Below are 14,233 nucleotides of genomic sequence, written 5' to 3'. Positions count from 1 at the left end.
CAACCAGTTGCTAGCAGCTCCTTAGAAAGGAGGTGATCCAGCCGCACCTTCCGGTACGGCTACCTTGTTACGACTTAGTCCCAATCGCCGGTCCCACCTTCGACGGCTCCCCCCACAAGGGTTAGGCCACCGGCTTCGGGTGTTACCAACTTTCGTGACTTGACGGGCGGTGTGTACAAGGCCCGGGAACGTATTCACCGCAGCGTTGCTGATCTGCGATTACTAGCGACTCCGACTTCATGGGGTCGAGTTGCAGACCCCAATCCGAACTGAGACCGGCTTTTTGGGATTAGCTCCACCTCACAGTATCGCAACCCTTTGTACCGGCCATTGTAGCATGCGTGAAGCCCAAGACATAAGGGGCATGATGATTTGACGTCGTCCCCACCTTCCTCCGAGTTGACCCCGGCAGTCTCCTATGAGTCCCCGGCCGAACCGCTGGCAACATAGAACGAGGGTTGCGCTCGTTGCGGGACTTAACCCAACATCTCACGACACGAGCTGACGACAACCATGCACCACCTGTAAACCGACCGCAAGCGGGGCACCTGTTTCCAGGTATTACCGGTTCATGTCAAGCCTTGGTAAGGTTCTTCGCGTTGCATCGAATTAATCCGCATGCTCCGCCGCTTGTGCGGGCCCCCGTCAATTCCTTTGAGTTTTAGCCTTGCGGCCGTACTCCCCAGGCGGGGCACTTAATGCGTTAGCTACGGCGCGGAAAACGTGGAATGTCCCCCACACCTAGTGCCCAACGTTTACGGCATGGACTACCAGGGTATCTAATCCTGTTCGCTCCCCATGCTTTCGCTCCTCAGCGTCAGTTACAGCCCAGAGACCTGCCTTCGCCATCGGTGTTCCTCCTGATATCTGCGCATTTCACCGCTACACCAGGAATTCCAGTCTCCCCTACTGCACTCTAGTCTGCCCGTACCCACTGCAGAACCGGAGTTGAGCCCCGGTCTTTCACAGCAGACGCGACAAACCGCCTACGAGCTCTTTACGCCCAATAATTCCGGATAACGCTTGCGCCCTACGTATTACCGCGGCTGCTGGCACGTAGTTAGCCGGCGCTTCTTCTGCAGGTACCGTCACCTTACGGCTTCTTCCCTACTGAAAGAGGTTTACAACCCGAAGGCCGTCATCCCTCACGCGGCGTCGCTGCATCAGGCTTGCGCCCATTGTGCAATATTCCCCACTGCTGCCTCCCGTAGGAGTCTGGGCCGTGTCTCAGTCCCAGTGTGGCCGGTCACCCTCTCAGGCCGGCTACCCGTCGTCGCCTTGGTAGGCCATTACCCCACCAACAAGCTGATAGGCCGCGAGTCCATCCAAAACCACAAAAGCTTTCCACCACCATGACATGCGCCAGATGGTCGTATCCGGTATTAGACCCAGTTTCCCAGGCTTATCCCAGAGTCAAGGGCAGGTTACTCACGTGTTACTCACCCGTTCGCCACTAATCCCCCAGCAAGCTGGGATCATCGTTCGACTTGCATGTGTTAAGCACGCCGCCAGCGTTCATCCTGAGCCAGGATCAAACTCTCCGTTGAAAAATAACAGACACAACCACACCCACCGGAAATAACGGCAAAACGCGGCTGCACAAAATTCGAAACCAGCTGAAAACCAGACCACCACACACGGGGGTGCGCAATGATCCAGCCATAATTTCAACCAATCAATAAAACAATCGGTATCAACAAACTTGGCACACTATTGAGTTCTCAAACAACAGACACTAACCGGCACCACCCACACCCAACAGGGTCCAAGATCGCTCCGGAGCAACTTTTCAAACTTACCCGAACCAGCCGCACAAAGCAAACCAGAACCCGGGGCCCCACACCACCCAGCAGCACACAAAAGCACCACCGAAACCGGCAATTTGAAAGGGAGTCTGTCACCATTTCCCCGCAACAGCGGCGGCAACTCGAATAACTTTACACGCGCACCAGCCACCCACCAAATCCACCCCAACACCACCCAAAAACCCCGCAAACACAAGCCAAACACCACCACCCACCCACCAAAACACCCCCAAAACCCCACAACCACCACCCGTGAACCCCATCACACCACCCAACCCGCCGCCGTCGACCACCACTACAAACCAACACAACGTGAGAGAGCAACCCCCAGAAACCCCGCGGGAAGTGAGAGAGGAACCCCCGGAACCCCGCGGGAAGTGAGAGAGGAACGCAGAAGCGCTCCCCCACGTGTGTGGAGGAGCGCTTCAGGTTCAGTCGGGGTGTGGGTCAGTGGCCGCCGTGGCCGCCGGCGCCCTCGGTCTTGCGCATCATGGCGCCCAGGACCACCGCAGCTACGGCAATGACCGTTGCCGCCATGAACGCGGACTGCATACCGGCAACCTGTCCGGAGGCTGCGGACACCACGGCATAGATGGAAACCAACAGGGCGGTACCGGCGGCACCGGAAACCTGCTGCGCGGTACTGATGATGGCCGAGCCGTGGGAGTACAAGTGCGGCGGCAGCGGATTCAAGCCAGTGGTGAAGGCCGGAGTGAACAGCAACGCCAAGCCAACGCTCAGGGCGACGTGAAGAGCGATCACCCACCCCAGCGCGCTGCCCTCATCCAACCGCGAGAACTGCCACAAGGTCAGGACCATGAGGACCGAGCCGGTGACCGTCAACGGCAAGGGACCAACTTTGTCGAAGATCCGTCCGATGACCGGACCCAGCAGGCCCATGGCCAGGCCACCCGGAAGAAGAGCCAACCCGGTCTGCAGCGGCTCCAGGTGCAGGGTGTTCTGGAGGTACAGCGGAAGAAGGATCACGCCGCCAAACAGTGCCATCATGGCCACCACCATGAGCAGCGTGGAAACGGTGAACATGCGGAATTTGAAAGCGCGCAGGTCCAGGAGCGGGGCATCGGACTTCTGCAGTTTCAGCTGGCGGACAACAAACAGCGCAAGGCACAGGACGCCAACCACCAATGCGATCACCGGCACTATGCCGGCATCGGCACCACCGATCTGGCTGAGTCCGTACACCAAGCCACCGAAAGCGGGAACAGTCAGGATCACGGAGCCCACATCCAGGGTGGTCTTCTCACGCTCACCCACGTTGGTGAGGTACTTGGCGCCGATCGCAAAGGCTGCCACAGCGACCGGGAGCACGAACACAAACATGAAACGCCACGAGAAGTTATCCAGGATGATCCCCGAAACCGTGGGCCCCATGGCCGGCGCCACCGAAATGGCAATGCTGACGTTGCCCATCACGGCACCACGCTTGGACATGGGCACCAGCGTGAGGATGGTGGTCATCAGCAGCGGCAGCATGATGGCCGTTCCACCGGCCTGCACGATCCTGGCCAGCAACAGCACAAGGAACCCAGGCGCCAAGGCGGCCAGCAGGGTACCGCCGGAGAACAACCCCATGGCCAGCATGAAGGCACCGCGGGTACTCATCCGTTGCAGGATGAAACCGGTGGTGGGGATGACCACTGCCATGGTCAGCATGAAGCCCGTGGCCAGCCACTGAACGGTGGAAGCACTCACCTGGAGATCCACCATCAGCCGCTGCAAGGCAACGTTCATGATGGTCTCGTTCAGGATCACCACGAAGGTGGCCACCAACAGGGTGATGATCACGGTGACGGACTCGCGGGACATTTTTCCCGACGTCGGCGCTTGCGACTCCGGTCCCTGCTGCGGTGCTGCGGGTCCGGACGTGGCGGCACCCGCAACTGAAGTCCCGGTTCCGGGTTTGCCGTTGGCGTCGGAAGTGACGTCGGTAGACATGAGGATTCCTCAAAGGCTTGGTTTTTGTGTCCGGCGGATCTTGCCGGTGAAGACTAGAACAGTCTAGACCCGCGCCTCATTCCCGTCAGCAGAAAAAACCAAACACTAGGAGAACAGTGGAGCGTTGTCGATCAGCCGCACGGGCCCCACTTTTGCGGCGATGATCGCCAGGCCCTCGCCCCGGAAAGGCGACTCCCTGCAGTCCTCGGCCAGGGGTTCCAGAGTGGCGGGATCTACGACGTCGAAGTAGTCCAGTTCCACCAGCGGCTGGGATTTAACGAGCGCGACGGCGGAGTCCAGGTCCAGTGGTTCGCGCGCCTTCGCGCGGGACTCAATAAGGCGCAAAGCTCGGGACAGGACCAGCGCGGCGTCGCGTTCCTGGTCCGAAAGGAAGCGGTTACGGCTGGACAGCGCCAAGCCGTCTTCACTGCGAACAATGGGCACCGGCACAATCTCCACCGGGAAATTGAGGTCTGCCACCATGCGCTTCACCAGGGCCAACTGCTGCGCGTCCTTCTGGCCAAAGTAGGCGCGGTAGGCCGGCGTCGAACCGTCCGCTGCTGCCCCGCCGGGCAAGCCGTAGTGCAGCAACTTGGCCACCACGGTGAGCGCACCGTCGAAGTGCCCGGGACGCGAGGCGCCTTCCCACTTTTCGCCGAGCGGACCGGACGTCACACGCACCAGGGGCTGACCTCCCGGGTACACCTCGTCCACCGATGGCGCGAAGACCAAGTCCACGCCCTCGGCTTCGAGGAGCGCGGCATCGGCATCAAGTGTCCGCGGGTACCGGTCCAGATCCACGGCGTCACCGAACTGCAGCGGGTTCACGAAAATGGTGGCGACAACAACGTCGTTCTCAGCAACGGCTGTCCTCGCCAGGGCGGCATGGCCTGCGTGCAAAGCACCCATGGTGGGTACCAGGCCCTGCGAGCTGCCGCCCTTTGCGGTCAGCAGCCGGGCGCTTTCTGCCCGCAGTTCCGAAGCAGTGGTGACAATCCTGATGGCCATGCTTTTCAGTTTCCTTCCGGCAGAGTGGAATCGGGTCCCAGCGCCTTGCCAATTTCCGTCACTTGTTCCGGTCGCAGCATTCCCCGGTTTTCCGCCCTGCGTGCAGTGGCCTGCGCCATGGCCTGGTAAGCGGCCAGAACATCGCCGCCTGCACCGCCGTCGTATTCCTTCAGAGCCTGCGTGTGGGCCAAAACCGTGCCTGCATCACCACGGGCAACGGGTCCCGTCAGGGCTGACTCGCCCGATGCCAAAGCATTCTCCAACGTGGCCCGCAGGAGGGGACCCAGCATGGACTCCGGGGAATCGACGCCGATCTCGCGCAGCATCTGCGAAGCCTGCGCCACCAACGTCACCATGTGGTTGGAGCTGTGGGCCAAGGCTGCGTGATACAGCGTGCGGTCGCCCTCGGCGATGACCACGGGCTCCGCGCCCATTTCCACGACCAGCGCCTGGGCGATCGGCAGCATCGCGGCATCCGCCGTCACGCCGAAGGTGCAATCCATCAGGCGGGTCAGGTCCAGGCTCATGCCTGTAAACGTCATGGCGGGGTGCAGTGCCAAAGGAATGGCTCCCACGGCACGGACCGGGTTGAGGATCCCGACGCCGAACCGGCCGGAGGTGTGCGCCACCAACTGCCCGGGCTGCCAGGCTCCCAACGTGGACAGTCCTTCCACCAGCTCGCCCAGCGAATCGTCCGGAACGGCCAGCAGGACCAACTCCGCACGTTCAACGATGTCCTGGATATCCAGCACCGGAACCCCCGGCAGCAGGGTTTCGGCCCGTTCGCGGCTGGCCTCGGACACCGCGGAAACCCCGACGACGGCGTGCTCGGCAGCGCGCAATGCGGCACCAAGGACGGCACCCACCTTTCCGGCCCCGATGATGCCGACTCCGAGTCGTCCTGGCCTAGCCATGGTGGTGGTCCTCCTGCTGTTGATGTGTTGCTGCGTCGTGGGGGGCTGCTTGCTGGGGAATTGCCTGCGGGGCTGCCGGTTGCGGGTGGGCTGCCGCAGCGGCGACCTCCGGTGCCAGGGGTGCAACCTGGGCCAGCCACTGTTCGCTGGTCTGCCGTTTCCGGGCTTCCCTCGCCCGCGCGGCCTGCTGATCAAAAAGACCAACGGCCTGTTCGATACCTGCTTGGTAGACCCTGGGCACCACGGGACCGGCGGTGGTGTGGAGGACAAGATCGGCCACACCGAAGCGTCGCGCCAACGGCCCTTGGTGGAGCGCCATGGACTGCGTCCTCTGGTGCGGGACCAGGATCAGCACACGCCACCACCGCCCGGACCGGATCAACAGCGCAGTCCGTGTGGCGCGGAAACCGTTCCGCCGCCAACCCAGCGGCGCCAGCAATCGGGCGCGTCGGGGGGTGGTGACGAAACCATCCGCGGCTGAAGGAATTGCGGCGGGAGGCATTGCGGCGGGAGCCAGACCCACCAGCCCTGCCGTGAAGACCGATTCAGGATCTTCCACTCCGGGATCGGGAAGCACCAGGCTCATCATCCGGAGGACGTCCGACTTAAGGCCAACGGGAAGCAGGGTGGTGCGGGCCGCGTTTTCGTTCCCGGCGGTTCCTCCGTAACCCGCCACGTTGACGTGCATCCGGTACCACCCGAGCATGCGCCAAATGGGCGGCTGAGTGACTTTGACCGCCTGAATACGTCCCGGCGGCACGGTTTGCGCCTGGGTATCCAAGAGGCCGTATCTCAGGCGGATACCGTCGGGGGAAATGGCCGCAGTGAAGTTGTAGCCCTTGTTAAAGGAGCTCCAGTACGCCGCCCCGATGCCCAGAATGGCCGGAATCAACGCGAAGAAAATGGCATTGTTTTCCGTCCACACTGAAATGGCCACCGAGGCCGCAGCGCCCAGGACAATCGCGACGGTCTGCTCGCTCAGAAGCAGGGACCCGATGAGGCGGCCATGCGGTACGAACAACACCACATGCTCGGGAGCTTCCGGGATGTCCTCCACAGATTCCGCTCCCACCACCACACCTGCCGCCCTGGCCAGGATCGCAGCGCGCAACTGCTTGGCCCGGGACAACGGCAGGTAAGCCAGGCGCACTGCCGACTCACCGGCGTCGGCCACCTCAAACTTGAGCTCCGCCAAGCCAAAGATCCGGGCCAGAAGCGGCTGGACAATGTCGATCGCCTGGACCCGGTCCAAACGCGCCTGCCGTTGCTGCTTGAAAAGGAAGCCTGTGTTGACGCGGACATAGCCATCGGCCACTTGGTAGCGCGTGAAATACCAACTCAGGACAAAACCGCCAACAGTCACCAGGAGGACCAACGCCCCACCCGCCAACAGCCACGGCGCCCGGCTGTTGAGCGTGGGATCCACAAACTCCCTGCCCTGAAGGACGCGCTCAAAAGCGTCCCGTCCAAAGAAATACCCGACGGCGGCCAGCGCCACCCAGCCCCGGACAAACGGCGACGCCGGGTGGACCCGCTGCCAACCGCCGTCGACGGCTTTGTCCCCCGGGCTCTGCTCCGCAGTACCCTCCAGGCTCACAGCCCGGCCAACCTGGCTTCTCCGCGGGCTGAGAGCTGCTCACGCAAACGTGCGCCCTCCTGGGCCGGGAGCCCAGGAAGATGCGCGTTTGTCCCCGGCGAAGCGGTGTGCAGCTTCAACGTGCACAAACCAAGGCTCCGCTCCACAGGGCCGACGGCCACGTCAACGTATTGCATCCGCCCATAGGGGACAACCATGGTCCGCTGGAAGAAGATACCGCGGCGGATCAACAGGTCATCGTCCCGTTCCGCGTAGCCAATGGCCCGTACTTGGCGGGGAATCAACACCAGCCGCCACAGAGCAAGCACCAGCATGGCCGCAGGGACGGTGATTGCCAGCCACAGCGGAGGCCAACGCCACCAGCCCAAGAGCACAAAGACCAAGGGGAGGCAGAGGATTGCCACCACCACAAGGTTGCCGATGGCCCATTCCACCAGCCGCACAGTGACGTATTTTGGCGAAACCCTCAGCCATTGAACGCCGGGGGGATCAATCGCCGCGGTATGCATATTCGCCTTCACCCTTGGTTTCTCCGCGACGCGTCTTGGGGCCGCCGGTACCGCCTTCCAGGTCCTCCGGTGGGATACGGCAGAACCGCTCCACCACCAGACCCACAACCACCATGACCACGCCGCCGCAGCCCATCAGCAGCGCGTTCCACAGAATTCCTTCACCGCTGCGCAGGTTGACCCAGAGCAGGTCCGCGGCAATGCCGGCGTGCCACCCCAGGAGCAACGTACCCGCGTAAGCGCAGGCCTGGGCCAGCACCAGGGTCCTGGCGGCAAGGATGGGGCTGAGCATGTTCTTCTTGTTTCCGTTGCGCCAGCGCAGAACGCGGATGCCCATGATCAAGGTGAGGCCCACGATCACACCCATGGTGATCAGCGCCGAAACCGGCAGGACCGGGGTGGGCATGCTGAAACGGTTGGTGGCTGTGGTGGCCCCCCAGCCAATAATGGTGGCAATGACAGCGATGAGCACCAGGACCACGGGTCGCATGGCTTTCATGACTGCTCCACCGAACCGTGGGCCGGAACGCCGGCAACGTCGCCATACCCGTCAAAGGGGCAGATGTCCGGCATGTCGGACGCGACGGCGGCGAGGTCAGCCACGCTGTGGCCGTCCAGTTGCGCATGGGGTTCCAGCAAAGACCACGGGTAGAGCACGAACGCCCGCTCCGCTGCCCGGGGATGCGGAAGAGTGAGTACGGGATCATCGCTGGTGCCATCACCAAAAACGATGATGTCCACATCCAACGTTCGGGGACCCCAACGCACGTCCCTGACCCGGTGATGCTTCTGCTCCACTGCCTGGCAGTGCTGCAGCAGTTCCATCGGCGAAAGCGTGGTCTCCACGGCCATCACCATGTTCAGGAAATCGGGCTGGCCCTCAGGGCCACCCACAGGCTTGGTCTGCACCACCGGCGATACGCCCAGCAACCTCACCTCCAGCGGATCAACGAGGTCGGCCACGGCAGTGGACAAGGTGTCATTGCGTTCGCCAAGGTTACTGCCCAGGGCAAGGATGGCTTTGGTGAACGCCGGAGTCATGACCGCTCCCGGTGGACGCTGACGGTCACGTCACCGAAAGGCACCTCAATGGGCGCCTTGGGTTTGTGGACGGTGACGTCGACCGCGGCCACGGTGTAGTTCGCCAGAATGGCCTCGGCAATCCTGACGGCCAAGGCCTCAATCAGGTTCAAGGGCTCGCCCTCGATGAGTTTGGTGATCAGTTCGGCAACTTCGCCGTAGTGGGCCGTGTACTGCAGGTCATCCGTTTCGGCGGCCTTGGTGAAATCGGTGTGCAGAACGGCATCCACTACAAATGGCTGGCCATCACGGCGCTCGAAATCGAAAACGCCGTGATAGCCCACTGCAGTGACTCCGGTCAGAGTAATTTTGTCCACGGCGCCAACCAATCAGCGGGCAGTACGGGCGGCGACCTTGACAGCGTCAAGGCTGGAGCCGACGTCGTGAACGCGAACCGCCCACGCACCCTGGGCGGCGCTCAAAGCGGTGATTGCAGCCGTGGCGGCATCCCGCTCAGTGGGGGCCGCTGACTTGCCGGCCACGGTGAGCAGGGAACCCAGGAACCGTTTGCGGGAAGCAGCCACCATCACCTTGTGGCCGAGCGCGAAGAGCTGGTTGAGGTTCCGGAGGATTTCCCAGTTCTGGTCCTCGTTCTTGGAGAAACCGAGGCCGGGATCAACGATGATCTGCTCAGGCGCCACTCCGGCGGCGTAGAGCTTGTCCCGGACACCGGTAAGTTCAGCCACCACGTCCTCGGTGACATTGCCGTAATCAGTGAGGCTGTCCATGGTCCGCGCATCACCACGGCGGTGCGTCAAAATGTACGGAACCTTGGTGCGCGCCACGAGCTCGGGCATACCCGGCTCGATGGTCAGGCCGGAAACATCGTTGATGATGGCCGCGCCGGCTGCAACGGCGGCCTCAGCTGTGGACGTGTGCATCGTATCGATGCTCACCAATGCGCCAGCCTTCACCAGGGCTTCGATGACGGGCAGAACCCGCTGTTGCTCTTCTTCCGGCGTCACCGGTTCAGCACCCGAACGGGTGGATTCACCGCCGACGTCGATGATGTCCGCGCCGGCGTAGAACATTCGCAGGCCAGTGGCGATGGCGGAATCCGGCGTGCGGTGCGTGCCGCCGTCGCTGAAGGAATCAGGGGTGACGTTCAGGATTCCCATGACGAGCGTGCGGTCCTTTGGCAGGTCCTCGAACCTGGCCGCGGGACGCGGTTTGCGGAGAATCGGCAGCGGGCTTGTGGCCGGGCCGGTGCCGGGTGCTGCAGCGAGGGAGTCCATAGTGCTTACCTTCCGAGTATGAGGCTCATGGCCTCGGCGCGGGTGGCCGGGTCATGGAGTTGACCGCGCACCGCACTGGTGACGGTCTTTGCGCCGGGCTTGCGGATGCCGCGCATGGACATGCACATGTGCTCGCATTCCACTACCACAATGGCGCCGCGTGGGTTGAGGTGCTTTACAAGGGCCTCGACAATCTGGGTGGTCAACCGTTCCTGCACCTGTGGGCGGCGGGCGTAAATATCCACCAGGCGTGCCAGCTTGCTCAGGCCGGTCACTTTGCCGTCATGTGACGGAATGTAACCGACATGCGCTACTCCGTGGAACGGCACCAAGTGGTGCTCGCACGTGGAGTAGAAGGGGATGTCCTTCACCAGGACAAGCTCTTCATGGTCCAGGTCAAAGGTGGTGGAGAGGACCTCTTCAGGATGCTGGTGCAGCCCCGCGAAAACCTCTGCGTATGCCTTGGCTACGCGCTTGGGCGTGTCCTGGAGGCCGCCACGATCAGGATCTTCACCTATGGCCAACAGGATTTCGCGGACAGCCGCTTCAATGCGCGGGCGGTCCACCTTGAGGCTGTGCTGCCCGCCCACGGCAGAACCGTGGGCGGCGGCGAGGTCGTCGTCGTCGTCGAAATGAGTCACAGCAGAAAGCTTAGCCGCGATGCGTGGAGTCGTTGCCGCCGTCGGGCCCCGGAATCCCGAAAGGCTCCTGGCCGCTCACGCCCTGGGCATGCGGTGGCACAACGTCCAAAGGCTCGTCCAGGCGGGCCTCCTTGGCTTCTTCCTGGGCTTCGCGCTCGGCCTTCTCAGCGCGGCTCTCAACCGGAGGCAACGACTGGACCGGGCGGGATTCCTTGGACAACCAGATCTCGCGGAAATCGCGCTTGCGGATGTCGTGGAAGATGTCCGCGATTTCCTGCTGGTTGAGGGTTTCCCGTTCCAGCAGTTCCAAGGCCAGGCGGTCCAGGACATCCCGGTTTTCCGTCAGGATGGCGTAGGCCTCGTCGTGTGCCTGATCGATCAGGCGGCGGACTTCCTCATCCACAACGTAGGCGATCTGATCGGAGAAGTTCCGTTCCTGGGCAGCGTCGCGGCCAAGGAACGGCTCGCCACCACCCTGGCCAAGCTTCACAGCTCCGACGCGTTCGCTCATGCCGTACTGGGTGACCATCTTGCGGGCCGTGGACGTGGCCTTCTCGATGTCGTTGGATGCGCCGGTGGAGGGATCGTGGAACACGATTTCCTCCGCAACGCGGCCACCCATGGCGTACGCCATCTGGTCCAGCAACTCGTTGCGGGTCACCGAGTACTTGTCGTCATCCGGGATCACCATGGTGTAACCCAGGGCGCGGCCACGGGGAAGGATGGTGATTTTGGTGACGGGCGCGGAGTTCCGCAGTGCTGCTGCAACCAGCGCGTGCCCACCTTCGTGGTACGCGGTGATCTTGCGCTCGAGTTCCTTCATGACGCGGCTGCGCTTCTGCGGACCGGCCATCACGCGGTCAATGGCTTCATCCAGGGCGCGGTCGTCAATGAGGTTGGCGTTGGAACGCGCCGTCAGCAGGGCAGCCTCGTTCAGCACGTTGGCAAGATCCGCGCCGGTGTAACCCGGGGTCTTCTTGGCCACTGCACGGAGGTCAATCCCCGGGGCCATCGGCTTGCCCTTGGCGTGGACATTCAGGATCTGCTCACGGCCAATCATGTCCGGAGCTTCAACCGTGATCTGGCGGTCAAAACGGCCAGGACGGAGCAGGGCCGGGTCAAGGACATCCGGGCGGTTGGTGGCCGCGATGAGGATGACGTTGGTCTTGACGTCGAAGCCGTCCATCTCCACCAGGAGCTGGTTCAGGGTCTGCTCACGCTCATCATTTCCGCCGCCAATACCCGCACCACGGTGCCGGCCAACGGCGTCGATTTCATCCACGAAGATGATGGCCGGGGAGCTGGCCTTGGCCTGCTCAAAAAGATCGCGCACACGGGAAGCGCCGACGCCCACGAACATCTCAACAAAGTCCGAGCCGGAGATGGAGAAGAACGGAACCCCGGCCTCGCCGGCAACAGCACGGGCCAGCAGGGTCTTACCGGTACCTGGAGGGCCGTACAGCAGCACGCCCTTGGGGATTTTGGCGCCAACGGCCTGGAATTTAGCGGGCTCCTGCAGGAACTCCTTGATTTCCTGGAGCTCTTCAACGGCCTCCTCGGCACCAGCCACATCAGCGAAAGTCACCTGCGGCATGTCCTTGTTGACCAGCTTGGCCTTGGACTTGCCGAACTGCATTACCTTGGAGCCACCGCCCTGCATGCGGGACAGCAGGAACCAGAACAGGACACCCAACAGCAGCACAGGAATAAGCAGCGAGAACAGGCCGGAGAACCAGTTGCTCTCAACCGGCTGGTCAGTGAAGCCCTTTTCCGGGTTGGCGCTGGTAACAGCCTTCACCACATCCGGACCGCGGTCCGTGACGTAGAAGAACTGTACGTTCTTGCCCTTGTCCTGGCCGTCCAGGTTGAGGTTGTCCTTGAGCACCAGGTCAACGCGGTTCTCGGCGTCGAATATCTTTGCCTGCTCGACTTTTCCGCTCTGGGAAAGGAGGTCAAGGCCGTCTTTGGTGTCAATGCGGGTGGAACCGCCCGGAGCCAACGTTGCGAATGCCACCAGGAGCAAGCCAACAACGACAACAATCCAGATGCCCGGGCCCTTGAAGAAACTCTTAGCTTTCATCTGATCGGGGTTTTGCCCCGTCCCTCCTGGTAGTGCTGCAAGGCGCAACTTCTGCGCGCGAGTGGTGCTGCTTCAGTTTCAAGCTATACACCGTTCCCAGTAATCCACGCATCGGAAAGTGCAAAAGTTCCCTCTGGGCGTACACGGGGGCTCGTTCGGGCCTGCGCGCGGGTTGTGGCGGGCCGTTGCCGCACGCGCGTTGCGGCGGGCCGTTGCCGCCGCGCACCCCTTTGCGCCGTGCGCGCCCGTTCCATCCGGAGCGCGCGGCGCGAACGGGTGCGGGACAGTTGCGCAAGGCGTGCGCACGGCGGATAAGGGTGCGGCGAATCCCACCCCTTCTTATCCACATAGACGAATTCACCCGTCGTCCATCGATTCCGTTGCTGCGAGTGTTGGCCTATGCCCGCCTACGACTTGATTCTCTCTTCCGATGCAACCCGGATCGGGCAGGATCCACGCCTGCTTTCGAAGCGATGCAAACGCGGAGAGCTCGTCCGTGTTCGTCGAGGAGCCTACGTACCTTCGGCGACTTGGGCCCAGCTGGATGATCGTCAGCGCCATGGCCTCCGCGCAGCAGCCCTGGTCAACACGGCTTTGACTCCGCCAACGTTCAATCTGCAATCAGCAGGACTTCTCTGGGGCCTGGGCGTTGTGGGAGTTCCTTCCCGGCTCTGCACTGTTACACCGGATCCCAGCGGCGGCCGGTCCAAGCACGGCATCCGGCGGACTCTGGGGTCACTGGACGAAGGAGTGACCAAACTCGGTGACTTCCTGGTCACGGACAAGCTCCGGACCACCACTGAATTGGCATCTTCGCTGAACTTTGCTGAGGCGCTGGCTGTGGTGGACAGCAGCCGGCGTTCAAACGGAAAGGGCTCCTTCGCAGTGAGCGACTGGAACAAGGAGAAGGCCTGGGGACTGGCCACCAACCTGGCTGACCTTGGGGTTGCGGCGTCCAGGCTCAGCACTATTTCCCGTCAGCGGAGGGTGAGCCGGATTCTTGAGTTATCCACCACTGAATCCGAATCAGTGGGTGAATCCATGAGCCGTGCACAGATGATCCTGCTCAACTTTCCGCTGCCCGTCCTTCAGAGTTCGTTCAAGCTGAGGGACGGACGGACCGCGCGCACGGACTTTTGGTGGCCGGACCTCGATCTGGTGGGCGAATTCGACGGAAAGAGTAAATACCTGCGGCAGAGATTGCTTGGCAAGCAGACCATTCAGCAGGTTGTCCTGGCGGAGAAGAACCGGGAGAACGCACTCAGGGCCCTGGGCCTCACGGTCATTCGCTGGGATTGGGCGGAGATGATGAACCCCCGGACCTTTGCGCGGATATTGAACGACGGCGGGTTAAGGAGCCTGCGCGCGGCGTAACCGATAAAGGGTCCGTGGCATGAGCGGTCCTTGG

Annotated in this window: 12 protein-coding genes and 1 rRNA gene; 1 reads left to right on the top strand and 12 read right to left on the bottom strand. The window is 62.3% G+C overall.

Translation table 11 applies throughout. The annotated features are described in order from the left end of the window. Nucleotides 1-25 precede the first annotated feature (25 nt). The 12 genes from JOE60_RS00755 to ftsH all read right to left on the bottom strand — a co-directional run bounded on the left by JOE60_RS00755 (nt 26) and on the right by ftsH (nt 12,825). A 16S ribosomal RNA gene (locus tag JOE60_RS00755) occupies nt 26-1,547 on the bottom strand. A gap of 705 nt (nt 1,548-2,252) precedes the next feature. Next, nucleotides 2,253-3,761, bottom strand: coding sequence for a DHA2 family efflux MFS transporter permease subunit (locus JOE60_RS00750; RefSeq protein WP_167268383.1), 1,509 nt, complete (start codon nt 3,759-3,761; stop codon nt 2,253-2,255). 105 nt (nt 3,762-3,866) lie between these two features. Continuing rightward, nucleotides 3,867-4,769: a pantoate--beta-alanine ligase gene (gene panC, locus JOE60_RS00745; protein WP_167268381.1), complete on the bottom strand. Its 903-nt coding sequence runs from the start codon at nt 4,767-4,769 to the stop codon at nt 3,867-3,869. 5 nt (nt 4,770-4,774) lie between these two features. Then, entirely contained in the window at nt 4,775-5,683 is a 909-nt protein-coding gene (locus JOE60_RS00740) for a Rossmann-like and DUF2520 domain-containing protein (protein ID WP_167268379.1), read from the bottom strand. Continuing rightward, entirely contained in the window at nt 5,676-7,280 is a 1,605-nt protein-coding gene (locus JOE60_RS00735) for a PH domain-containing protein (RefSeq protein WP_167268377.1), read from the bottom strand. The genes JOE60_RS00740 and JOE60_RS00735 overlap by 8 nt, the downstream gene beginning before the upstream one ends. Then, a complete protein-coding gene (locus JOE60_RS00730) occupies nt 7,277-7,789 on the bottom strand; it encodes a PH domain-containing protein (protein WP_167268473.1) in 513 nt (170 codons plus the stop codon). Before JOE60_RS00730 ends, JOE60_RS00735 begins: the two co-directional genes overlap by 4 nt. Further along, complete coding sequence (locus JOE60_RS00725; RefSeq protein ID WP_167268375.1) at nt 7,770-8,288, bottom strand: DUF3180 domain-containing protein; 519 nt, start codon at nt 8,286-8,288, stop codon at nt 7,770-7,772. The genes JOE60_RS00730 and JOE60_RS00725 overlap by 20 nt, the downstream gene beginning before the upstream one ends. After that, the gene (gene folK, locus JOE60_RS00720) at nt 8,285-8,830 is read right to left on the bottom strand and encodes a 2-amino-4-hydroxy-6-hydroxymethyldihydropteridine diphosphokinase (RefSeq protein ID WP_167268373.1); all 546 of its coding nucleotides are present in this window, start codon (nt 8,828-8,830) and stop codon (nt 8,285-8,287) included. The genes JOE60_RS00725 and folK overlap by 4 nt, the downstream gene beginning before the upstream one ends. Next, nucleotides 8,827-9,186, bottom strand: coding sequence for a dihydroneopterin aldolase (folB, locus tag JOE60_RS00715; protein WP_167268370.1), 360 nt, complete (start codon nt 9,184-9,186; stop codon nt 8,827-8,829). The genes folK and folB overlap by 4 nt, the downstream gene beginning before the upstream one ends. 12 nt (nt 9,187-9,198) lie before the next feature. Then, a complete protein-coding gene (gene folP, locus JOE60_RS00710) occupies nt 9,199-10,104 on the bottom strand; it encodes a dihydropteroate synthase (protein WP_167268368.1) in 906 nt (301 codons plus the stop codon). Nucleotides 10,105-10,109: 5 nt separating this feature from the next. Further along, complete coding sequence (folE, locus tag JOE60_RS00705; RefSeq protein ID WP_167268366.1) at nt 10,110-10,745, bottom strand: GTP cyclohydrolase I FolE; 636 nt, start codon at nt 10,743-10,745, stop codon at nt 10,110-10,112. A gap of 10 nt (nt 10,746-10,755) precedes the next feature. Further along, nucleotides 10,756-12,825 (bottom strand): ATP-dependent zinc metalloprotease FtsH, encoded by a 2,070-nt coding sequence (gene ftsH / locus JOE60_RS00700; RefSeq protein WP_167268364.1) that lies wholly within the window; start codon nt 12,823-12,825, stop codon nt 10,756-10,758. Between the two features lie 399 nt (nt 12,826-13,224). Between ftsH and JOE60_RS00695 the strand changes: the two genes are divergently transcribed. Beyond that, complete coding sequence (locus JOE60_RS00695) at nt 13,225-14,199, top strand: type IV toxin-antitoxin system AbiEi family antitoxin domain-containing protein (RefSeq protein WP_167268362.1); 975 nt, start codon at nt 13,225-13,227, stop codon at nt 14,197-14,199. Nucleotides 14,200-14,233: the final 34 nt, after the last annotated feature.

Source organism: Paenarthrobacter ilicis (assembly GCF_016907545.1).
Taxonomy (GTDB): Bacteria; Actinomycetota; Actinomycetes; order Actinomycetales; family Micrococcaceae; genus Arthrobacter; species Arthrobacter ilicis.
This window is presented reverse-complemented; position numbering and strand designations above follow the sequence as displayed.

Excerpts from the sequence above, each read along its gene's own strand:
- JOE60_RS00750 (WP_167268383.1), bottom strand. The coding sequence starts at position 3,761 with ATGTCTACCGACGTCACTTCCGACGCCAACGGCAAACCCGGAACCGGG.
- panC (WP_167268381.1), bottom strand. The coding sequence starts at position 4,769 with ATGGCCATCAGGATTGTCACCACTGCTTCGGAACTGCGGGCAGAAAGC.
- JOE60_RS00740 (WP_167268379.1), bottom strand. The coding sequence starts at position 5,683 with ATGGCTAGGCCAGGACGACTCGGAGTCGGCATCATCGGGGCCGGAAAG.
- JOE60_RS00730 (WP_167268473.1), bottom strand. The coding sequence starts at position 7,789 with ATGCATACCGCGGCGATTGATCCCCCCGGCGTTCAATGGCTGAGGGTT.
- JOE60_RS00725 (WP_167268375.1), bottom strand. The coding sequence starts at position 8,288 with ATGAAAGCCATGCGACCCGTGGTCCTGGTGCTCATCGCTGTCATTGCC.
- folK (WP_167268373.1), bottom strand. The coding sequence starts at position 8,830 with ATGACTCCGGCGTTCACCAAAGCCATCCTTGCCCTGGGCAGTAACCTT.
- folP (WP_167268368.1), bottom strand. The coding sequence starts at position 10,104 with ATGGACTCCCTCGCTGCAGCACCCGGCACCGGCCCGGCCACAAGCCCG.
- ftsH (WP_167268364.1), bottom strand. The coding sequence starts at position 12,825 with ATGAAAGCTAAGAGTTTCTTCAAGGGCCCGGGCATCTGGATTGTTGTC.
- JOE60_RS00695 (WP_167268362.1), top strand. The coding sequence starts at position 13,225 with ATGCCCGCCTACGACTTGATTCTCTCTTCCGATGCAACCCGGATCGGG.